Annotated in this window: 18 protein-coding genes and 5 tRNA genes; 4 read left to right on the top strand and 19 right to left on the bottom strand. The window is 62.5% G+C overall.

The window, feature by feature from the left end:
• Window positions 1–20 precede the first annotated feature (20 nt).
• Window positions 21–467, bottom strand: coding sequence for an Hsp20 family protein (locus tag QYS36_RS05710; RefSeq protein ID WP_308838575.1), 447 nt, complete (start codon window positions 465–467; stop codon window positions 21–23).
• Between the two features lie 120 nt (window positions 468–587).
• On the opposite strand from QYS36_RS05710, the gene QYS36_RS05705 reads away from it, so the two are divergent.
• Window positions 588–1334, top strand: coding sequence for an SDR family oxidoreductase (locus QYS36_RS05705; RefSeq protein WP_308838574.1), 747 nt, complete (start codon window positions 588–590; stop codon window positions 1332–1334).
• Here the strand turns inward: QYS36_RS05705 and QYS36_RS05700 are convergent.
• A complete protein-coding gene (locus QYS36_RS05700) occupies window positions 1318–2331 on the bottom strand; it encodes a tRNA-dihydrouridine synthase family protein (RefSeq protein ID WP_308838573.1) in 1014 nt (337 codons plus the stop codon). The genes QYS36_RS05705 and QYS36_RS05700 overlap by 17 nt on opposite strands.
• Before the next feature lie 155 nt (window positions 2332–2486).
• On the opposite strand from QYS36_RS05700, the gene QYS36_RS05695 reads away from it, so the two are divergent.
• Window positions 2487–2876, top strand: coding sequence for a hypothetical protein (locus QYS36_RS05695; protein ID WP_308838572.1), 390 nt, complete (start codon window positions 2487–2489; stop codon window positions 2874–2876).
• Between the two features lie 4 nt (window positions 2877–2880).
• On the opposite strand, the gene QYS36_RS05690 is transcribed toward QYS36_RS05695, so the two are convergent.
• The 8 genes from QYS36_RS05690 to uvrB all read right to left on the bottom strand — a co-directional run bounded on the left by QYS36_RS05690 (window position 2881) and on the right by uvrB (window position 8341).
• On the bottom strand, window positions 2881–3315 hold the full coding sequence (locus QYS36_RS05690) for a thioesterase family protein (RefSeq protein WP_308838571.1): 435 nt from the start codon (window positions 3313–3315) through the stop codon (window positions 2881–2883).
• 220 nt (window positions 3316–3535) lie between these two features.
• Window positions 3536–3611 (bottom strand) — tRNA-Glu (locus tag QYS36_RS05685).
• 47 nt (window positions 3612–3658) lie between these two features.
• Window positions 3659–3734, bottom strand: a tRNA-Ala gene (locus QYS36_RS05680).
• Window positions 3735–3783: 49 nt separating this feature from the next.
• Window positions 3784–3859: transfer RNA gene (locus QYS36_RS05675), tRNA-Glu, on the bottom strand.
• A 59-nt stretch (window positions 3860–3918) separates the two neighbouring features.
• A tRNA-Ala gene (locus tag QYS36_RS05670) sits at window positions 3919–3994 on the bottom strand.
• A 157-nt stretch (window positions 3995–4151) separates the two neighbouring features.
• A complete protein-coding gene (gene gltX / locus QYS36_RS05665; RefSeq protein ID WP_308838570.1) occupies window positions 4152–5633 on the bottom strand; it encodes a glutamate--tRNA ligase in 1482 nt (493 codons plus the stop codon).
• A gap of 180 nt (window positions 5634–5813) precedes the next feature.
• A complete protein-coding gene (locus QYS36_RS05660) occupies window positions 5814–6329 on the bottom strand; it encodes a nucleoside 2-deoxyribosyltransferase (RefSeq protein WP_308838569.1) in 516 nt (171 codons plus the stop codon).
• Window positions 6326–8341, bottom strand: coding sequence for an excinuclease ABC subunit UvrB (gene uvrB, locus QYS36_RS05655; protein WP_308838568.1), 2016 nt, complete (start codon window positions 8339–8341; stop codon window positions 6326–6328). The genes QYS36_RS05660 and uvrB overlap by 4 nt, the downstream gene beginning before the upstream one ends.
• Before the next feature lie 166 nt (window positions 8342–8507).
• Here uvrB and QYS36_RS05650 point away from each other — a divergent pair, with 166 nt between their 5' ends.
• The gene (locus QYS36_RS05650; protein ID WP_308838567.1) at window positions 8508–9704 is read left to right on the top strand and encodes an amino acid aminotransferase; all 1197 of its coding nucleotides are present in this window, start codon (window positions 8508–8510) and stop codon (window positions 9702–9704) included.
• Window positions 9705–9769: 65 nt separating this feature from the next.
• Window positions 9770–9845: transfer RNA gene (locus QYS36_RS05645), tRNA-Asn, on the top strand.
• Between the two features lie 450 nt (window positions 9846–10295).
• Here the strand turns inward: QYS36_RS05645 and QYS36_RS05640 are convergent.
• The 9 genes from QYS36_RS05640 to QYS36_RS05600 all read right to left on the bottom strand — a co-directional run bounded on the left by QYS36_RS05640 (window position 10296) and on the right by QYS36_RS05600 (window position 19212).
• On the bottom strand, window positions 10296–11696 hold the full coding sequence (locus QYS36_RS05640; protein ID WP_308838566.1) for a sigma-54 dependent transcriptional regulator: 1401 nt from the start codon (window positions 11694–11696) through the stop codon (window positions 10296–10298).
• Window positions 11697–11699: 3 nt separating this feature from the next.
• A complete protein-coding gene (locus QYS36_RS05635) occupies window positions 11700–12905 on the bottom strand; it encodes an ATP-binding protein (protein ID WP_308838565.1) in 1206 nt (401 codons plus the stop codon).
• 188 nt (window positions 12906–13093) lie between these two features.
• Complete coding sequence (locus QYS36_RS05630; protein ID WP_230123700.1) at window positions 13094–14566, bottom strand: sigma-54 dependent transcriptional regulator; 1473 nt, start codon at window positions 14564–14566, stop codon at window positions 13094–13096.
• A 227-nt stretch (window positions 14567–14793) separates the two neighbouring features.
• Window positions 14794–15090, bottom strand: coding sequence for a flagellar protein FliT (locus QYS36_RS05625; RefSeq protein ID WP_070886728.1), 297 nt, complete (start codon window positions 15088–15090; stop codon window positions 14794–14796).
• Between the two features lie 24 nt (window positions 15091–15114).
• Window positions 15115–15495, bottom strand: coding sequence for a flagellar export chaperone FliS (gene fliS, locus QYS36_RS05620; protein WP_111463270.1), 381 nt, complete (start codon window positions 15493–15495; stop codon window positions 15115–15117).
• A 209-nt stretch (window positions 15496–15704) separates the two neighbouring features.
• The gene (gene fliS, locus QYS36_RS05615; protein ID WP_230123699.1) at window positions 15705–16091 is read right to left on the bottom strand and encodes a flagellar export chaperone FliS; all 387 of its coding nucleotides are present in this window, start codon (window positions 16089–16091) and stop codon (window positions 15705–15707) included.
• Window positions 16092–17510, bottom strand: coding sequence for a flagellar filament capping protein FliD (gene fliD / locus QYS36_RS05610; RefSeq protein ID WP_308838564.1), 1419 nt, complete (start codon window positions 17508–17510; stop codon window positions 16092–16094). It abuts the gene before it with no gap.
• A gap of 80 nt (window positions 17511–17590) precedes the next feature.
• A complete protein-coding gene (locus QYS36_RS05605) occupies window positions 17591–17971 on the bottom strand; it encodes a flagellar protein FlaG (protein WP_308838563.1) in 381 nt (126 codons plus the stop codon).
• 80 nt (window positions 17972–18051) lie between these two features.
• Entirely contained in the window at window positions 18052–19212 is a 1161-nt protein-coding gene (locus QYS36_RS05600) for a flagellin (RefSeq protein ID WP_308838562.1), read from the bottom strand.
• Between the last annotated feature and the right edge of the window lie 218 nt (window positions 19213–19430).

Raw genomic sequence — 19430 nt, 5'->3', positions numbered from 1 at the left:
CGGTGTACCGGCGTTGCCGATCAGTTCTCCAATGCCGGACGTGCCGCCCCGATCGGGATGCGCTTGGCCTTGGCCTCTTCCGGCACATGGCGCTCCAGCTCGATATTGAGCAGGCCGTTCTCCAAGTTGGCGCTCTTGACCTCGATATGATCGGCCAGGCGGAACGACAGCTTGAACGAACGCTGAGCGATGCCCTGATACAGGTAGGTGACATTTTCACCATTGCCCGCACGCTTGCCGCCGGTCACGGTCAGCACGCCGCGCTCGACCTGCAGATCCAGATCTTCATCCTGGAAACCAGCGGCAGCGATGACGATCCGGTACTGGTCGTCGGCATGCTTCTCGACGTTGTAGGGCGGGTAGCTGCTGCTCGTCTCGTTGCGCATCGCCGATTCGAACAGGTCGTTGAAACGGTCGAAGCCAATGGACTGACGGAACAGCGGGGTCATGGAAAATGCAGTGCTCATGGTAAATCTCCTGATTAGTCAGCGAGTGATAAGGTGCGGGACCCGTCTTCGGCATCCCACGGTGAGAAAAATGTGGATGCCGGAAAAAATTTCAAGGGCCTGAAAAAGGAGATTTTTTCGATGAGCAAGGTGATGCTGATTACCGGCGCCAGTCGTGGCATCGGCGCGGCCACGGCGAGGCTCGCAGCGCGCCAGGGATACCGCGTGATAGTCAACTACCAGCGCAATCGTGACGCCGCCGACGCGCTGGTCGAGTCGATCATCACCTTGGGCGGCGAGGCCCTGGCGGTGCAGGCCGATGTCGCCGACCAAGACCAGGTTCGCCGGCTGTTCGCCGCGATCGATGAGCGCCTGGGGCGCCTGGACGTGCTGGTCAACAACGCCGGCATGCTGGAGCAGCAGATGCGCCTGGAACGGATGAGCCTGGAGCGCTGGCAACGGGTGTTCGCCACCAACGTGTACGGCAGCTTCCTGTGCAGCCGCGAGGCGATAGCGCGCATGTCGACCCGCCAGGGCGGCCGCGGCGGCGCGATCGTCAATGTGTCGTCGATTGCCGCACGGCTCGGCGCACCCGGGGAATACATCGATTACGCCGCAGCCAAGGGCGCGGTCGACAGCATGACGGTGGGCCTGGCCAAGGAACTCGCCGACGACGGCATTCGCGTCAACGCGGTGCGCCCGGGGGTGATCGACACCGAGATCCACGCCAGCGGCGGCGAGCCACAGCGGGTGGCGCGCGTGGCGGCCAGCATCCCACTGGGGCGCGGCGGGCGCGCCGAAGAGGTGGCCGAAGCCATCCTGTGGCTGGCAGGCGAACAGGCCTCCTACACCACCGGCTCGCTACTGGACGTCAGCGGCGGTCGCTGAAGCCCTCGTCAGCAGCCGCTGGCGCATGCAGTCGCTGCAAGTCCGTCGCGGTAACACTCACCCCGAGCAGCGCGTCGATAGCCTCGCAGCTGGTCTCGCGCCGCACCAGCGCGAACAGCTCGACCGCCTGCGGGTAAGTGCGGGTGAGCATCGCCAACCACTGCTTGAGCCGCCCCGGGGCATAACGCGGGGAAATCTTGCGGCGTGCCTGCAACCAGAACTCGGCCAACAGCGGCTGTAGCTGCGCCCAGGTCATCACCCCGGCATCCTGGCCGGCCTTGGCCGCCGCGATCTGCCGGGCCAGGTCGGGCTGCGCCACCACGCCACGGCCGAGCATGAAGTTTTGCGCACCACTCACCTCGCGGCAGCGCCGCCAGTCATCCAGCGACCAGATATCGCCATTGGCGTACACCGGCACGGCAACCACTTCCTGCACCCGCGCCACCCATTCCCAGTGGGCAGGCGGTTTGTAGCCCTCGACCTTGGTGCGCGCATGCACGACGATCTGCGCGGCGCCACCTTCGGCCAGCGCCCGCGCGCAATCCAGGGCCAGGTCCTTGTGGTCGAAGCCCAGGCGCATCTTGGCTGTCACGGCAATGGCTGCCGGCACGCTGCGCCGCACTTCACGCACGATGGCATGCAGCAGCTCCGGCTCCTTGAGCAGCACCGCCCCGCCGCGGGACTTGTTCACCGTCTTGGCCGGGCAGCCGAAATTCAGGTCGATCACCGGCGCACCGAGCATGCAGGCATAGGCGGCGTTGTCCCCCAGGCACTTGGGATCCGAGCCGAGCAGCTGCACGCGCAGGGGCGTGCCGGCAGCGGTGCGGGCGCCATTGAACAGCTCCGGCGCCAGCTTGCGATAGGTCGACCTGGGCAGCACGCGATCGGTCACGCGAATGAATTCGGTCACGCACCAGTCGATGCCGCCCACCTGGGTCAGCACGTCGCGGAGGATTTCATCGACCAGCCCCTCCATGGGCGCCAGGGCGATCTGCATGGCGGTATTCTCGAAAAGATAGTGGCGGCATCGGCATGCCGGAGGAAAACGGCGCGTAGTGTAGCGGCGCGACTCGCATCAGCCCAGCGGCGCTGGCTGAACACCTGCCACGGCCAGTAGTCCACTGCAGTGACCACTGCCGAACTGGAATCGCCATGAGCCTATTGTTGTTGCGCGGCACACCGCTCGCCCTGCTGCTGGTTGCCAGCAGCGCCCTGGCCGTCACGCCGATTTCCGAAGGCGTGCCCGTCGACCCCGCCGCCGCGGCCAAGCTGATCGTCAGCCGTGACCGCAATGCCCCCAATGCCTGCGACCTGCAGCTGCGCGTCGACGAGCAATTGGTGGTGGCCCTGCCAGCCGGCGAAAGCGTCACGCTGGACGTGCCCAGCGGCGAAAGAACCGTTGTTCTGACACCCTCGCGGGAAGGCTTCTGCGCCGAGATCGGCCTGGTAAGCAGCCAGTCGATCCTGCTGCAACCCGGCGAGGCCAGGCGTTACCAGGCGGTCTATGAAGAGCAGAAGCTGTTTCTGGCGCCGCAGCCATGACCCATCAGGCGGGAAGCAACGCCCTGCCATAGCCCTCGACGAACTCGGCGGGCATGCGCTTGGGTCGCCCACTGGACAGTTCGATACACACGAAGGTGGTGCGGGCGCGCAGCAAGGTGGTGCCATCCTGCGGGCGCACCAGCTGGAAGCAACGGTCCATCTTCAGGCGCTGGTCGGACTCGACGATCCAGGTGCCCATGACCAGCTCCTGGCCTTCGTAGGCACTGCTCAGGTAGTCGATCTCGTGGCGTACCACCGCCATGGCGCGATCGAGGCGCCGGTACTCGACCAGATCCAGCCCCAGCGACTGCGAATGCCGCCAGGCACAGCGCTCCAGCCAGGTCACGTAAACCGCATTGTTGGCGTGGCCGAGGCCGTCGATATCCTCGCCGCCGACCACCAGGTCGATGGTGAACGGATCGGGGCGATCCCAGCTCACGACAGACGCCCAGGCGCGGATGCGCGCAACGATGCAGCAGTGTGAGTCAGCTTCATGCGGTGACCTCCCTTGGCGATGGAACGAGCCTGACCTTAGGAGTTTTGCCTGCTGCAACGCAAGGACTGCATCGACAAACCGGCCAGCACGTTTCGAGCGCACAAAAACAAAAGGGCCACTTCGTGAGAAGTGACCCTTAAAAATCCCGCAGAGCGGGCAAAAATGGCGTCCCCTAGGGGACTCGAACCCCTGTTACCGCCGTGAAAGGGCGGTGTCCTAGGCCACTAGACGAAGGGGACGAAACCTTCGAAGAACAAGGCCAGCACTAGGCTGGCCCGTCGTGGATTGGTGGAGCTAGACGGGATCGAACCGTCGACCTCTTGCATGCCATGCAAGCGCTCTCCCAGCTGAGCTATAGCCCCAGAACCTTGCGGTCTGGCTGCAATGCCGAGGCACTGCACCTGGAAATAATGGCGTCCCCTAGGGGACTCGAACCCCTGTTACCGCCGTGAAAGGGCGGTGTCCTAGGCCACTAGACGAAGGGGACGCAAATGCCCTTCTTTACAACTCAACCTGCTCCGAGGAACCGGTTGTGGCATCCGAGATTGGTGGAGCTAGACGGGATCGAACCGTCGACCTCTTGCATGCCATGCAAGCGCTCTCCCAGCTGAGCTATAGCCCCATCTCGAGGACGGGGCGCATGTTAAGTGCGCCCCCTCACCCTGTCAACAAAAAATTAGTCGGCGGCTAATTTTTTTTCACTGACATAACAAACACTTACCGCAAACCCTGGGCTGCCAGCCCGCCACGGCGACCGGCGGCCTGGAAACCGGCTCCGGTCAGTTGATGCTGGCCAGCAGCTTTTCCCACTCCTTGTTCTCTTTCTTCGATACGCCACCGAGCAATTCGATGGCCTGGCGCAGACGGAAACGGGTGAGATCCGGGCCGAGAATCTCCATGGCATCGAGCACCGACACCGAGCTGGCCTGGCCGGTGACGGCGGCGAACATCAGCGGCATGGCATCGCGCAGTTTCAGCTCCAGGTGTTCGACCACCGCCTGGATGCAAGCGGTGATGCGCTCCTTCTCCCACTGGCGCAGCGCTTCGAGCTTCCACAGGATCAACTGCATGAGCTGGCGCACCTGGTCGTCGGAAAGCTTCTTGTGGGCGAACAGCGCCTTGTCCGGCTGCACGCCACCGGCGAAGAAGAAGCTGGCCAGCGGGGCGATCTGGCTGAAGGTTTCCACCCGGCCCTGCACATGGGGTGCGATCTGCATCAGGTAGTCGCTGTTGAACGCCCATTTCTGCACGCCAGCGGCGAACTCCTCGACGCTCAGGTCGCGCATCCACTGGCCGTTGAGCCAGGACAGCTTCTCCAGGTCGAAGATCGGCCCGCCCAGGGAAACCCGCTGCACGTCGAAGTTGGCGATCATCTCGTCGAGGGTGAATTTCTCGCGCTCGTCGGGCATCGACCAACCCATGCGGCCCAGGTAGTTGAGCATCGCTTGCGGCAGGAAGCCCATGCGCTCGTAGAAGGTGATCGAGGTCGGGTTCTTGCGTTTGGACAACTTGCTCTTGTCCGGGTTACGCAGCAGCGGCATGTAGCACAGCTGCGGTTTTTCCCAGCCGAAGTATTCGTACAGCAGGATCAGCTTGGGCGCCGACGGCAGCCATTCCTCGCCGCGCAGCACGTGGGTGATCTTCATCAGGTGGTCGTCGACCACGTTGGCCAGGAAGTAGGTCGGCAGGCCATCGGTCTTCATCAGCACCTGCATGTCCATGCGATCCCAGGGGATTTCCACGTCGCCGCGCAGCATGTCGGGCACCACGCAGACGCCCTCGCTCGGCACCTTCATGCGGATCACGTGGGGCTCGCCGGCCGCCAGGCGACGCTGCACTTCCTCGGCGGAGAGCAGCAGGCCGCGGCCGTCATAACGCGGCGTTTCGCCACGGGCCATCTGCTCGGCGCGCATCTGGTCGAGCTCTTGCGGGGTGCAGAAGCAGTAGAAGGCATGGCCTTTGTCGACCAGTTCCAGGGCGTACTTGCGGTAGATCTCGCCACGCTCGCTCTGCCGATACGGGCCGTATGGGCCGCCCACGTCCGGGCCTTCGTTCCACTCGATGCCCAACCAGCGCAGAGCGTCATAGATCTGCTGTTCGGATTCGCGGGTCGAACGCACCTGATCGGTATCTTCGATACGCAGGATGAACTCGCCGCCGTGCTGCCTGGCGAAGCACAGGTTGAACAGGGCGATATAGGCAGTGCCGACGTGAGGGTCACCAGTGGGCGACGGGGCGATGCGAGTGCGAACGGTGGTCATGGGGAGTCCCGAGCAAGTAAGACTGAAAATGGCATGGGCCGGGCCTGCGAGCGGCAGCGTGAGCGACCGGCGCAGGCGCCATGGATGACGCGAGAAAGCGAAGGGAGCGAATATTAACAGGCCAGCCCCGGCTGGCTCCAGCGAACCGGGAGGCCTGCCGCTGACCAGCGCCGCGCCGCGTCAGGCGCCGGAGGCGCCATCCAGGTAGTGACGCAGGGCCGCGACGCCCTCCTCCACGCTGGCGCTGCAGCCGGCCCAGGAGCAGGCGAGCATCAGGTTGCGCGGCAGGCCGAAATCCTCGATGAAATAACCTTCGGCATCACGGCCGGCTTCGTCACCGGGCATCCACTGGCGCATGCTGCCCTGGGGCTGGAAGTACGCCCACACCGGCTTGCCCAGGGCCACCGCTGCCCCCACCTCGAATGCGCTGCCGGAATCCGGTTCGAAGCCGCGAAAGGGGTTGAGGTTGGCCAGCACGGCATCGGCGCCGCGGATCATCGCCAGGTTGAGCTGACAGATCCGCGCCGCCCGCTCGGCGGGCGCCAGGCCCTCGGGCACCTCGTTATCGAACGGATAGAGCCCTTCGAGCCCCTGGTTGCGACACAGGCGCTTGAGGTACTCGCCCCGCTCGACGGCATCCCTCCTGAACACGTCGAAACCGGCCAGGTAGACCTTGGGCTGACCTGCCGCTCTCATACCGCCAACAACCGATCACGCAGCTTCTGAATGTCGTCGCGCATCTGCGCCGCCGCTTCGAACTCGAGGTCTCGGGCCAGCTGGTACATCTTCTCCTCGAGCTGGCGGATGCGCTTGGTGATTTCCGCAGGCGAGCGCAGCTCGGCTTCGTAGCGGGCGCTTTCCTCGGCCGCCTTGGCCATGCCCTTGCGCTTCTTGCTACGCGCCCCCGGCACCACGGCGCCTTCGAGAATATCCTTGACGTCCTTGAACACGCCCTTGGGCACGATGCCGTTGGCCTCGTTGAAGGCCAGCTGTTTCTCGCGACGGCGTTCGGTCTCGCCAATGGCCCGCTCCATCGAGCCGGTGATGCGATCGGCATAGAGAATCGCGTGCCCATTGAGGTTACGCGCGGCGCGGCCGATGGTCTGGATCAGCGAACGCTCGCTGCGCAGGAAGCCTTCCTTGTCGGCATCGAGAATCGCCACCAGGGCGACCTCGGGCATATCCAGGCCCTCGCGCAGCAGGTTGATGCCGACCAGCACGTCGAAGGTGCCGATACGCAGGTCACGGATGATCTCCACCCGCTCGACGGTATCGATGTCCGAGTGCAGGTAGCGCACCTTGACGCCGTGATCACCGAGGTAATCGGTCAAATCCTCGGCCATGCGCTTGGTCAAGGTAGTGACCAGCACGCGCTGCTCAAGGGCCACGCGCTTGTGGATTTCCGAGAGCAGGTCATCGACCTGGGTACGTGCAGGGCGCACCTCGACCTCGGGGTCGACCAGGCCGGTGGGCCGTACCACCTGCTCGATCACCCGGCCCGCATGTTCGGCTTCGTAGGGGCCGGGCGTGGCGGAAACAAAGATGGTCTGCGGGCAGGCCCCCTCCCACTCCTCGAAACGCATGGGGCGGTTGTCCAGCGCCGAGGGCAGACGGAAGCCGTACTCGACCAGGGTTTCCTTGCGCGAACGGTCACCTTTGTACATGGCGCCGACCTGCGGCACGCTGACGTGGGACTCGTCGATCACCAGCAGCGCTTCGGCCGGCAGGTAATCGTAGAGCGTGGGTGGCGGCGCTCCCGAGGGGCGGCCAGACAGGTAGCGCGAGTAGTTCTCGATGCCGTTGCAGTAACCCAGCTCGAGAATCATCTCCAGGTCGAAGCGCGTGCGCTGCTCCAAACGCTGCGCTTCGACCAGCTTGTTGGCGCCACGCAGGTAATCCAGACGTTCCTGAAGCTCGACCTTGATCTTCTCCATGGCCTCGAGCAGCGTGTCGCGGGGCGTCACGTAGTGGCTCTTGGGGTAGAAGGTAAACCGCGGCAGGCGTTGCAGCACCTCACCGGTCAGCGGATCGAAGGCGCTGATGTTCTCCACTTCATCATCGAACAACTCGACGCGGATGGCTTCCAGATCGGATTCCGCCGGGAAGATATCGATCACGTCGCCACGTACCCGGAAGGTCGCCCGGGCGAAATCCATGTCGTTGCGGGTGTACTGCAGTTCGGCCAGGCGGCGCAACAGATCGCGCTGATCCATCTTGTCGCCGCGGTCGAGGTGCAGCACCATTTTCAGGTACTCCTCGGGGCTGCCCAGGCCGTAGATCGACGAAACGGTGCAGACTACGATGACGTCCTTGCGCTCGATCAGCGCCTTGGTCGCCGACAACCGCATCTGCTCGATGTGGTCGTTGATCGAGGCGTCCTTCTCGATGAAGGTGTCCGACGAAGGCACGTAGGCCTCGGGCTGGTAGTAGTCGTAGTAGGAAACGAAGTACTCCACCGCGTTGTTCGGGAAGAACGACTTGAACTCGCCATACAGCTGCGCCGCCAGGGTCTTGTTGGGCGCCAACACCAGGGTCGGGCGCTGCACCTTGGCGATCACGTTGGCCACGCTGAAGGTCTTGCCGGAGCCCGTCACGCCGAGCAACGTCTGGTGCGAAAGCCCGGCTTCAAGGCCCTCGATCATCTGCCGGATCGCCTCGGGCTGGTCGCCGGCAGGCTCGAAACGGGTGACCAGTTGGAACTCGGACATAAATACCTCTGCAAAGGCTGTGACGCCACGACAACACGTGCGTCATACCTGATGTACGCTGTCGCGACACCGAATATGGGCCGCTATACTAACGGCCCGCTTGCGCAACCCCTAATCCAGTTGCCGGGTTGCTCGATACTCACCCCACCACAGAGCTGCCGCCCCCATGAGTCTGTTCTCCGCCGTCGAAATGGCTCCGCGCGATCCCATCCTGGGCCTCAACGAAGCATTCAACGCCGATAAACGCCCTGACAAGGTCAACCTTGGCGTGGGTGTTTACACCAACGAAGAAGGTCGCATCCCGCTGCTGCGCGCCGTGGTCGAAGCCGAGGCGGCACTCACCGCCGCCCGCGCGCCACGTGGCTACCTGCCGATCGAAGGCATTGCCGCCTACGACCAGGCCGTGCAGAAGCTGCTGCTGGGCAACGACTCGCCGCTGATCCAGCAAGGCCGCGTGATCACCACCCAGGCCATTGGCGGCACCGGCGCCCTGAAGACCGGCGCGGACTTCCTCAAGCGTCTGCTGCCCGACGCCACCGTGGCGATCAGCGACCCGAGCTGGGAGAACCATCGCGCCCTGTTCGAAGCCGCCGGTTTCCCGGTGCGCAACTACCGCTACTACGACGCCTTCAGCAATGGCGTGAACCGTGGCGGCCTGCTCGAAGACCTGAAGAACCTGCCGGCTCGCTCCATCGTCGTGCTGCACGCCTGCTGCCACAACCCGACCGGCGTCGACCTGACGCCCGAAGACTGGCAGGCGGTGCTGGAAATCGTGCGCGAACGCGAGCATGTGCCCTTCCTCGACATCGCCTACCAGGGTTTTGGCGACGGTATTGAAGAAGACGCCGCGGCGGTACGTTTGTTCGCCCAATCTGGCCTGACCTTCTTCGTCTCCAGCTCGTTCTCCAAGTCGTTCTCGCTGTACGGCGAACGCGTCGGCGCCCTGAGCATCGTGGTTGGCGACCAGGATGAAGGCAGCCGCGTGCTGTCCCAGGTCAAGCGGGTGATCCGCACCAACTACTCCAACCCACCGACCCATGGCGCCAGCGTGGTTGCGGCCGTACTCAACAACCCCGAGCTGCGGGTGATGTGGGAAACCGAGCTGGGCGAAATGCGCGATCGCATCCGCACCATGCGCCTGGCCATGGTCGAGCAGCTGGCAGACCTGAACGCCAAGCGCGACTTCGGCTTCGTCGCCGAGCAGCGCGGTATGTTCTCCTATTCGGGGCTGACCACCGAACAGGTCGAGCGCCTGCGCAGCGAGTTCGGCATCTACGCCGTGGGCACCGGCCGCATCTGTGTGGCCGCCCTGAACACGCGCAACCTGCCGGTGGTGACCAAGGCGATTGCCGCCGTTCTCTAAGTTGCCGGGGGAAGTCGGCAGATGCTTGACTTCCCCTTCGTAATCAGTAGGATACGCGTCGTTGTTCCGCGATAGCTCAGTCGGTAGAGCAAATGACTGTTAATCATTGGGTCCCTGGTTCGAGTCCAGGTCGCGGAGCCAAATTCAAGAAACCCGGCCAACAGGCCGGGTTTTTTATTGTCCGTCGAAACGCTTGCAATCCGTAGGGTGGGTGAGTGCCGCCAGCCAACACCATAACTGGCGCCACTTGCTCGGAGCGGCGCGTAACCCACCAAGCGATCCGAAGCCCGCACAAGCTGTCCCGGGTATCGCTTCGCTCAACCCAGGCTACCTGGCTGAAGCGCACTTAACTGCGCTGTCGAGTCAAGGTCACGGGGCGAAACTCAAGAAACCCGGCCAACAGGCCGGGTTTTTATTGCCCGCCGAAACGCGTGCAATCCGTGGTGCCGGGGGCAATCCACACCCGCCATTTGATGGGTTTCACCTACGCGGCCCGACCCATCGGGCTAAGCAGCCCTGTGGGAGCGGGCCATGCCCGCGAAGCGCTGCTGGCCCCGGGTATCGATTCGCTCAACCCCGGCGACCCGCTATTCAGCTGGCGTACAGATAAGCCTCGACATCCATTCCGGCATCACGCATCTGTGCCAGCTTGTAGCGCAGGGTTCGCGGGCTGATGCCCAACCGCTCGGCCGCCTCTTTGCGACGCCCGCGCTCGGCGCGCAGGATATCGATGATCACCTGATATTCGCGGCGCCGCAGGTCTTCGCCCAGCGCGCCATCCGCCACGATGGTGTCCGGCACTGCCGGCATCGCCATGCTCGGCACCACCGCCAGCGAAGGCTGGGACGGTTGAGCGAAACCGATCGGCGCGGTCAGGCACAGGTCGTGGGGTTCGATAACACCGTCTTGCTGGAGAATGACTGCGCGCTGGATGGCGTTGTCCAGCTCGCGCACGTTGCCCGGCCAGGCGTGGCTGGTCAGGCAGGCGACCGCCTGGGCCGAAAGGCGCAGCGGTGCCAGGTTCATTTTCTTCACATACTTGGCCAGCAGTCGCTCGGCCAGCGGCAGGATATCCGCCGGGCGCTCACGCAGCGGTCGCCAGGCCAGGGGAAAAACCGAAAGGCGATAGAACAGGTCTTCACGAAAACGCCCTGCCGCCACCTCTGCCGCCAGGTCGCGGTTGCTGGTCGCCAGCACGCGGATATCCAGGCTGATCGGCTTGCGGGCACCGACCCGCTCGACCTCGCGCTCCTGCAGCACACGCAGCAGCTTGGCCTGCAGGGCGAGCGGCATTTCAGAGATTTCATCGAGCAGGATGGTGCCGCCCTCGGCCAGCTCGAACTTGCCCGGCGCGCTGGCAACGGCGCCGGTGAAGGCACCCTTCTCGTGGCCGAACAGGGTAGCCTCCAGCATGTTGTCCGGGATCGCCGCGCAGTTGATGGCGATGAACGGCCCCTTGGCCCGCGCAGACTGCTGATGAAGATAACGCGCCAGCACCTCCTTGCCGGTTCCGGACTCGCCGGTGATCAGCACGGTGGAATCGCTGCGAGCGACCCGCGCCGCCAACTCGAGTAGCTGCAAGCTGGCCGGTTCAAAGGCCACCGGCCCATCCTGCTCCACCTCGCTGGCCCGCCCGAGCGCGTGGCGCGCCACCAGCGCAAGCAGTGTTCTGGGCTCGAATGGCTTGACCAGGTAATCGGCCGCGCCACGGCGCATCGCTTCGACAGCACGCTCGACAGCGCCGAAAGCGGTCATCAGCAGCACCGGCAACTGCGGTTGTCGTTCGCGGATGGCGCACAGCAGCTGATGACCATCCATGCCCGGCATGTTCACGTCACTGATCACCAGGCCGAACGGCTCCTCGGCAATGGCGAGCAGCGCCGCCTCGGCACAGTCGACGGCGCGGTAATCGTGGCCACCGAGCTCGAGGGTGTCAGCCAGGGCTTCGCGCAGCGCGCGATCGTCTTCAACCAGCAGGACTTTGGCAGCCATGGGTCACTCCTGAATCGTGGGGCGCGCTGGGGTGATCAGCGGCAGAATCAACAAGGCGCAGGTACCGCGACCTGGCCGTGAATGCAGACGCAGCTCGCCCTGGTGGGCACGGGCGACTGCCTTGACCACCGCCAGCCCGAGACCGGTGCCGGTGGTTTTGGTGGTGAAGAACGGCTCACCCAGGCGTGCCAGCGTCAGCGCGTCGATACCGGGGCCGTTATCACTGATACACAGGCGCAACGTGGCGCCGCGGCGGTAGGCGTGCACCTTGAGATGCACCCCCTGCCCCGCCGCCTGGATCGAATTCTCGATGAGGTTCAGGAGCGCGCCCACCAGGGTGTCGCGGTTGCAGACCAGCTCGCCACGCCGGGCGTCGCACTGCCAGCGAACATTGACGCCTTGCACCACCGAGTCACCGGCATGCCTGAGCGCCTCGAACAACTGAACAGGATCGAGCCGATCGGGTAGCGGCAGCTCACCGCGGGCGAATACCAGCATGTCGCGCACCTGGTGCTCGAGCTCATGCAACCGCTCCTTCAGGCGACCGGCAAAACGCTGCTGCTGCTCGGCCGGCAGCACCTGCTCGGTCAGGTGACTGGCGTACAGCAGCGCCGCCGACAGCGGCGTACGAATCTGGTGAGCCAGGGAAGCGACCATCCGCCCCATGGCGCTCAGCCGCTCATGCCGTGACAGTTGATCCTGCAAGCGCCGGGTTTCCGTCAGATCGGTCAGCAGCACCAACTGCCCCGGCTCGCCTTGCAATGAGCGGGTGGAAATCGACAGCCGCCGGCCATCGGCCAGGGAGATCTCATGGCCGTCATCGCGCCGGGGGGCAAAACGCTGCGCGATCACATCACGCCACAGGCGCCCCAGAAGCGGCTCACCCAGCATGTCCCGCGCCACAGGGTTGGCTTCGCGGACCACGCCATGGCCATCGATGACCACCACGCCACCGGGCAGCAGGTCCAGCAGGCTTTGCAGGCGGTGAGCCAGGCGCTCCTTTTCGTTCAACTCCTGCACGCGCTGCTCACTGACCTGGGCCAGTTGCCCAGTCAGTTCATTGACGCGGTTTTCCAGGAGACTGTAGGAGTTGCCCAGCCGGCTCGACATCTGCTCGAACAAGGCCAGCGACTGCTCAAGATCCCCACGCTGCGCCTGTACCGGCGATGAGGCATCCAGAGGGACATGGCGTTGCGGGCTTGATTTCATTGCACTCTCTCGCGTGGCGAGCCGTCAGAAGGCGGTCATTTGCCAAGGAGATAGCAATACTCATGCCTGAAAATAAAAGCCTTTATTTTCAAAAAGATAAGTATTTAATCGAGGGCGAGCCGTCAATCGACTGACTGGTAGAACGGCAATGCTCGGGGAACCGGTGGGCGTTCGCCCACCCCGGCGACTCAGTCGTCGCCAACCTCATCTTCGCGGCGACTCATGCCGTACTTGCGCATCTTCTCGACCAGCGTGGTACGGCGAATGCGCAGGCGCTCGGCGGCGCGGGCCACGATACCGCCGGCATCATCCAGCGCCTGCTGGATAAGCCCCTGCTCCAGATTGCCCAGGTAGTCCTTGAGATCCAGGCCCTCGGCCGGCAGCATCGCCGGCGACATCGACGCGGGCGATGGCGAGGTCAGTACCGCGCGCTCGTCCAGCTCATCACGCAGGCTGGCCGCCAGTTGCTCGTCTTCGTCATCGACATGGCGGAACTTCTTCGGCAGCTCACCCACACCGATCACCCCATAGGGATGCATGATCGCCATGCGCTCGACCAGGTTGGCCAGCTCACGAACGTTGCCCGCCCAGTCATGGCGACAGAGCGACATGATGGCTGCGGAATTGAAGCGGATCGAGCCGCGCTTCTCATGCTCCATGCGCGAGATCAGCTCGTTCATCAGCAGCGGGATATCTTCGATGCGCTCACGCAGCGGCGCCATCTCGATGGGGAACACGTTGAGGCGGTAGTACAGATCCTCACGGAAGCTGCCGCCCTCGATCATGCTCTCGAGGTTCTTGTGGGTGGCGGCAATGATGCGCACATCGGCATTCTGGGTCTTGTTGCTGCCCACCCGTTCGAAGGTGCGCTCCTGCAGAACGCGCAGCAGCTTGACCTGCATGGGCAGCGGCATGTCACCGATCTCGTCGAGGAACAGCGTACCGCCGTTGGCCAGCTCGAAGCGCCCGGCCCGGGTTGTGATGGCGCCAGTGAAGGCGCCCTTCTCATGGCCGAACAGTTCACTTTCCAGCAGCTCGGCCGGAATGGCACCGCAGTTGACCGGCACGAATGGCGCTTCGCGTCGCTTGGAGTGATAGTGCAGGTTGCGCGCCACCACTTCCTTGCCGGTACCCGACTCACCGAGGATCAGCACGCTGGCTTCGGTATCGGCCACCTGCTGCATCATCTGCCTGACCTGCTGGATGGCCCGGCTAGTGCCGACAAGGCTACGGAAAAGGTTGGGCTCACGCTGCCGGCCGCGCTCGCGGGCCTGGTCATACATCTCGCGATAGACCTGGGCGCGGTGCAGGGAATCAAGGAGCTTGTTGTAGCTGGGCGGCATTTCCAGGGTCGCCAAGACGCGACGGCGGAACTCTTCCGGCCACTCATGAGTGGCATGTTCATGCAGCATCAGCACGGGCAGGTACTCGTCCCAGGCAGCGAACTCCTTGAGCAGATCCAATGCACCGCCCTTGAGCTGTACCTCGCCAAGCAGCACACCCAGGATGCTTCTGCTGGAATCGATCTGCTCGACCACCTTGCGCCAGTCGCCGCTGCCACAAGCGAGATGATCTTCCCCGAGAAAATTGAGAATCACCGACAGGTCACGGCGACGTTCAAGGTTGTCGTCGATTAGCAGAAGCTTGGTTTCACGCCACATAGTTGTTCGGCCCAGAAAGAAAAAGCCACCGACCACCAAAGCGCCGGCATATGGCCAGCAGTAAAGTAAATTATTGGCGCTTAGTCAATTTTATGGCGGGAATATTTGCAAGAAGCTGACCATGCCCACTTGGGCAGGCCCTCGAGAACTCGAGAGCGCAGGGGAAAAGCAGCAAAACACCATCAACGCAGCAAACCTAGCACAGCCAGATTGGATTGACAGGTCACTCAGCCAAAAAGCTGATAGACCTTGGCACCCTGCTGTGACTGGTTGAATTGCACGAGCTCGTTGGCCAGACGTTGCCGCTCGGCCTGACACGCACTGACCAGATCCTTGTAGAGATCCAGAAGCTCCTGCATGCGTGCACGCAGGGCACCGTCCTCATCGGCGGCATCCACCATCGCCTCTTCGACAGCCTGCCGGCACTGCAGATCGAGCTCGCCAATGGCTGCCCAGTCCTGGGTCGACAATGCCTGGCGCATGGCCGTACCGGTATTCTGGAGACGCTGAACAGATGTATTCATGGAAAACTCCTTACAGCATGCCGATTACTGGGCAATTGCATCCCAGCCGGTCTTCACGTTGCGCAGCAAGTCTGCCACTTCATCGAGCGGCTCGACGCTGTTCTTCAGGTTAGCCTCGAGCAAACGGCGGCTCATGTAGTCGTAGAGGTTGTCCAGGTTCTCGGCCAGCTCCCCACCTTCTTCGAGGTTCAAGCCAGCGCGCAGGCCACCGATGATGCCAATGGCCTTGCCGATCAACTCACCCTTCATCGCAAACTGCCCGCGCTCCATGGCGCCACGCGCTTGCGCAAGGCGAGTCAGGCCACCTTCCATCAGCATCTGGATCAGACGATGCGGGCTGGCATCTACAGCCTGAGCCTGAGTGTTGACGTTTTGATACTGACGCATAGCGGCCATGGCATTCATGCAGATGTACTCCAGTGTACAGCGGGAATACTTCATGTATCGGCACGAGGGGCCTGAGCTTTAGGAAAGATTAATCATCAATGTCGCTATGGGCACCGCGGCAGAGGGTGCGAATGGCGCACAGCATAAGCAAAGCGGGGCGCAAGCCCCGCTTATGGCGACAATCGATACTGGCGGCGCATCACCGTCAGCCGTAGGCGCGGGTCCGCTCACTCGCCGCCAGATTCGACCTCAGGGCCGATGGCTTTCCAGGCATCGCGGATCTGCGTCAGCAGCTCCTGCACCTCTTCCAGGCGGCGCGGCGTATCGTCGAGCGCTACGCCAACCAGGCGACGGTTGATGTAGTCGTACAGATTGTCGAGATTCTGCGCCAGCTCACCGCCGAGGTCCTTGTCCAGGCTCGACTGCAACACCGCGATGATCGAGATCGTGCCGCTGACCGCCTCCCCGCGTAGACCGGGGTTGTGCTGTTGCTGGGCCAGAAGCGCCAGGGAGATTCGCTCGATGGCGCCGTCCAGCAGCAGGTTTACCGCCTGGTAAGGCGTCACGACCTGGCTGGTCTTGACACTCTTGTAGGTATCGATGGGATCGCTCATTTAATTATTCTTCCTAACGACGCCAGGTAGATTGGACAGCGTGTTCTGCAGCTGATTGCTGGTACCGTTCAACTGACCGACCAGAGAATCCATCGCGTTGAACTGGGCGAGCAATCGCTTCTGCATGCTGTCGACCCGCAGCTTGAGATCCTCGGTCTGTTTCTTTATGTCGGCATCGGTGGATTGCAGCGCCGACATGCGCTGGGAAAGAATCCCACCGGTCTGGCTGTAGGACGCCACCTGCCCATCCAGACGCTTCATCAAACCGGTATCACCGAGGAAAAACGAACCGACGGCATCGAAGTTGTCTTTCAGCGCCGCATCGAGCTTGGTGTCCTCGATTTTCAGGGTGCCGTCCTTCTGGGTGGTGATGCCGAGATCCGCCAGCACCCTCACGCCATCGCCGCCAACCGGGTTCACCAATTCGTTGCGAACACCGCCGACAAGATTTCGCACTGTCGAGTCACCTACCAGCCCGCCGACCAGCGGAGTGCCATCCTCGCCGACCTTGGTCACCCGGGTCAGATCGTTGGTGGTGTTGATCAGCTTGTTGTAGGCCTCGACGAATTTCTTGATACCCGCTTTGACACCGGCGTTATCCTCACCAACCTTGAGGGTCAGTGGCTTGTTGGCCTCGGTAGTGGCGAGCAAGTCGAAATTGACATCGGCAATCGCCCCCTTGACCGTGTTGGTAGGGCTGCTGAGCGCCAGACCATCGATGGAGAACTTGGCGTTGGCGGCCTGCACGATATACCCCGAAGCAGAAGCATCACCGGCTGCGAGCTGGGTACGACCATCGACGCTAAGCGCGGCAAGGTCGCCATTCCCGGAAACGATCACGTCCTTGCCGTCACCCGTCTCACTACCACTGAACACCAGGCGAGACTTGCCAGTGGCAGGATCGTTGATGGTGCTGACGGTTACGCCCTTGTCCTTGAGCGCGGTATTGAGCTGATCACGAATGCTGGCCAGGTCAGAACCTGCAGTGATCTTCACGTCGACAGCGGTGCCACTCTCACCGAGTTTGACACTCAGTACCTCGTCACTGCCGCCACTCGTGAAGGTACCGTCGAGCGCCTTGGTCGCGACCTTGCTGGCCGAAGCCAGGCTCTTCACCTCAACCTGGTAGTTGCCAGCCGATGCCGTTTTTCCGGCAGTGGCCGTCAATGCACTGGTATTGGAGGATGTGGCGGTGCGCTTCTCGAACAGTGCCGGGCTATTGAGATCCTTGAGCGCAGTCTGAAACTCGCCAAGCGCGGTATTCAGCTTGCCCAGGCCGGTCAGCTTGACGGTAGTCGAGCTCGACAGACGCGCCAGTTGCGCTTCCTTGGGGGCCTTTTCGGCATCGACCATCGCCTTGACCAGGTCACCGATCGGCAGCCCTGAGTTGATGCCCGTCTGAATTCCACCAATAGCCATAAATTCTACTCCGTCACGATGTTGACGTTCCTGCGCGAGTTTCTGCAATCCTGTGGTTCATATTCAAAAACCGCGCCATGTCAGGCTTCGGCCTTGAACAGCAGGCTTCGCACTTCTTCCAGGCTTTCCGCCAGGCGCAAGGCCTCTTCGGAAGGCAATTGACGAATCACATCGCCGGAAGCGCGATCAGTCACCTTGACCACAACCCTGCCACTTGAATCATCGACACTGAAATTCAGGTCACGCCGGATGTTCTGCACGAAACTCTGGATGGACGTGACCGCGTTGTCCACCTGCTCGTAAATCTGCTCAGGATCTTCCGTCGGGGCCTGGCCCTGACTTGCAGCAGGCTTATCACCAGCTGCTCCAGCAGAAGCCCCCGTTCTGGCATAAGTACCGGAGACAGGCGAGCCAGTAGGCTTGGCCAGCACCGGTGACAAACTGTTTACTGCGATATCCATTTCTTTTACCTCGCAAGGCAAAACGGGGAGAAGCGCTATGCACTTCCCCCCGGAGTTTAGAGCAGCCTAGCCGATTCGGCTTACTGCAGGAGGCTGAGCACCGCCTGCGGCAGCTGGTTGGCCTGGGACAGGATCGCGGTACCGGCCTGCTGCAGGATCTGGTTCTTGGTCAGGTTCGCAGTTTCTGCCGCGAAGTCCGTATCCTGAATCCGACCACGTGCTGCCGAAACGTTCTCTGCGATGTTCTGCAGGTTACCAATGGTGTTCTCGAAGCGGTTCTGCACAGCACCGAGGTCGGCACGTTGCTTGTCGATCGCCGAGATCGCCTGGTCGATGACGATGACCGACTCCTGGGCACCTTGCACGGTGCTGACGTCGATGTTGGTCATTTCCGTTTCGGTTACAGCCGTTGCAGCGGTGTAAGCACCGTTGGTGATGCCTGCCACCGTACCGCTGATGCTCAGGGAAGACAGGGCGTTGGCGGTACCAGCGGTATTCTGACCGGAGATCAGGTTGGTAGCACCAGCATCGTCCACGAACGCACCCACACCGATGTTGGCATCGTTGATCGCAGTGGCAACCGACTGGCTGACCTCTTTTGCAGTGGCGCCACTGGCAACAGCAACTTCAACCGAGAAATCGGTACCGTTTACGGTGCCGGAAACGGTGATGGTGCCCGAAGCGCTGGCGGTACCAGTAGCAGCAGCAACGGAGCCTTCGTAGTACTTACCCTTCAGCGACGAGGTGCTCATTTCGTCGATCTTCACGCTGATGGTTTCGTTGGCGGCGCTACCGACCTGGAAGGTGGTGGTACCGAAGTTGCCATCGAGCAGTTTCTTGCCACCGAAGGTGGTGGTGTTGGAGATACGGTTCAGCTCTTTCTTGAGCTCGGTCACTTCCGAGTTCAGTGCCTTACGCTCGCCTTCGCTGTTCGAGCCGTTGGCCGATTGCAGGGACAGGTCACGCATACGCTGCAGGATGGTGGTCGACTGCTGCAGGGCACCTTCAGCGGTCTGCGCCATGGAGATGCCGTCGTTGGAGTTCTTCACCGCAACGTTCAGGCCGTTGACCTGGCTGGTCAGACGGTTGGCGATTTGCAGGCCAGCCGCATCGTCCTTGGCACTGTTGATGCGCGAACCGGTCGACAGACGCTGCAGGGAGGTGTTGAGCGCGTTGGACGAGGTGTTCAGGTTGCGCTGAGTGTTCAACGACGCAATGTTGGTGTTTACGGTCAAAGCCATGATGTTTGTCCTCCATCGGACACTAACTGTTTGCCTGGGCTTGCGACTCTGGCCTGCAATGCTCAGGCAACATTGAGTTCGCTTTCATACTCTTTATCGACCTGACTCTGCGAAGCTTTAGGAGAGAAGTTGATTTTTTTGCGACTCCCTTGACAACCCGGGAGCCATCATCCTTCAACCTCTTCCTGAATAGCGTATCGGCACCTGTGTTGATTCCT

The sequence above is a fragment of the Pseudomonas sp. G34 genome (genome assembly GCF_031119625.1).
Taxonomy (GTDB): Bacteria; Pseudomonadota; Gammaproteobacteria; order Pseudomonadales; family Pseudomonadaceae; genus Aquipseudomonas.
The sequence above is the reverse complement of the archived record's forward strand: the minus strand, read 5'-3'. Positions and strand labels throughout refer to the sequence as shown.

Bases quoted from the DNA above. Each gene is read 5' to 3' on its own strand.
- QYS36_RS05710 (WP_308838575.1), bottom strand. From the start codon at position 467: ATGAGCACTGCATTTTCCATGACCCCGCTGTTCCGTCAGTCCATTGGC.
- QYS36_RS05705 (WP_308838574.1), top strand. From the start codon at position 588: ATGAGCAAGGTGATGCTGATTACCGGCGCCAGTCGTGGCATCGGCGCG.
- QYS36_RS05700 (WP_308838573.1), bottom strand. From the start codon at position 2,331: ATGCAGATCGCCCTGGCGCCCATGGAGGGGCTGGTCGATGAAATCCTC.
- QYS36_RS05695 (WP_308838572.1), top strand. From the start codon at position 2,487: ATGAGCCTATTGTTGTTGCGCGGCACACCGCTCGCCCTGCTGCTGGTT.
- gltX (WP_308838570.1), bottom strand. From the start codon at position 5,633: ATGACCACCGTTCGCACTCGCATCGCCCCGTCGCCCACTGGTGACCCT.
- QYS36_RS05660 (WP_308838569.1), bottom strand. From the start codon at position 6,329: ATGAGAGCGGCAGGTCAGCCCAAGGTCTACCTGGCCGGTTTCGACGTG.
- uvrB (WP_308838568.1), bottom strand. From the start codon at position 8,341: ATGTCCGAGTTCCAACTGGTCACCCGTTTCGAGCCTGCCGGCGACCAG.
- QYS36_RS05650 (WP_308838567.1), top strand. From the start codon at position 8,508: ATGAGTCTGTTCTCCGCCGTCGAAATGGCTCCGCGCGATCCCATCCTG.
- QYS36_RS05640 (WP_308838566.1), bottom strand. From the start codon at position 11,696: ATGGCTGCCAAAGTCCTGCTGGTTGAAGACGATCGCGCGCTGCGCGAA.
- QYS36_RS05635 (WP_308838565.1), bottom strand. From the start codon at position 12,905: ATGAAATCAAGCCCGCAACGCCATGTCCCTCTGGATGCCTCATCGCCG.
- QYS36_RS05630 (WP_230123700.1), bottom strand. From the start codon at position 14,566: ATGTGGCGTGAAACCAAGCTTCTGCTAATCGACGACAACCTTGAACGT.
- QYS36_RS05625 (WP_070886728.1), bottom strand. From the start codon at position 15,090: ATGAATACATCTGTTCAGCGTCTCCAGAATACCGGTACGGCCATGCGC.
- fliS (WP_111463270.1), bottom strand. From the start codon at position 15,495: ATGAATGCCATGGCCGCTATGCGTCAGTATCAAAACGTCAACACTCAG.
- fliS (WP_230123699.1), bottom strand. From the start codon at position 16,091: ATGAGCGATCCCATCGATACCTACAAGAGTGTCAAGACCAGCCAGGTC.
- fliD (WP_308838564.1), bottom strand. From the start codon at position 17,510: ATGGCTATTGGTGGAATTCAGACGGGCATCAACTCAGGGCTGCCGATC.
- QYS36_RS05605 (WP_308838563.1), bottom strand. From the start codon at position 17,971: ATGGATATCGCAGTAAACAGTTTGTCACCGGTGCTGGCCAAGCCTACT.
- QYS36_RS05600 (WP_308838562.1), bottom strand. From the start codon at position 19,212: ATGGCTTTGACCGTAAACACCAACATTGCGTCGTTGAACACTCAGCGC.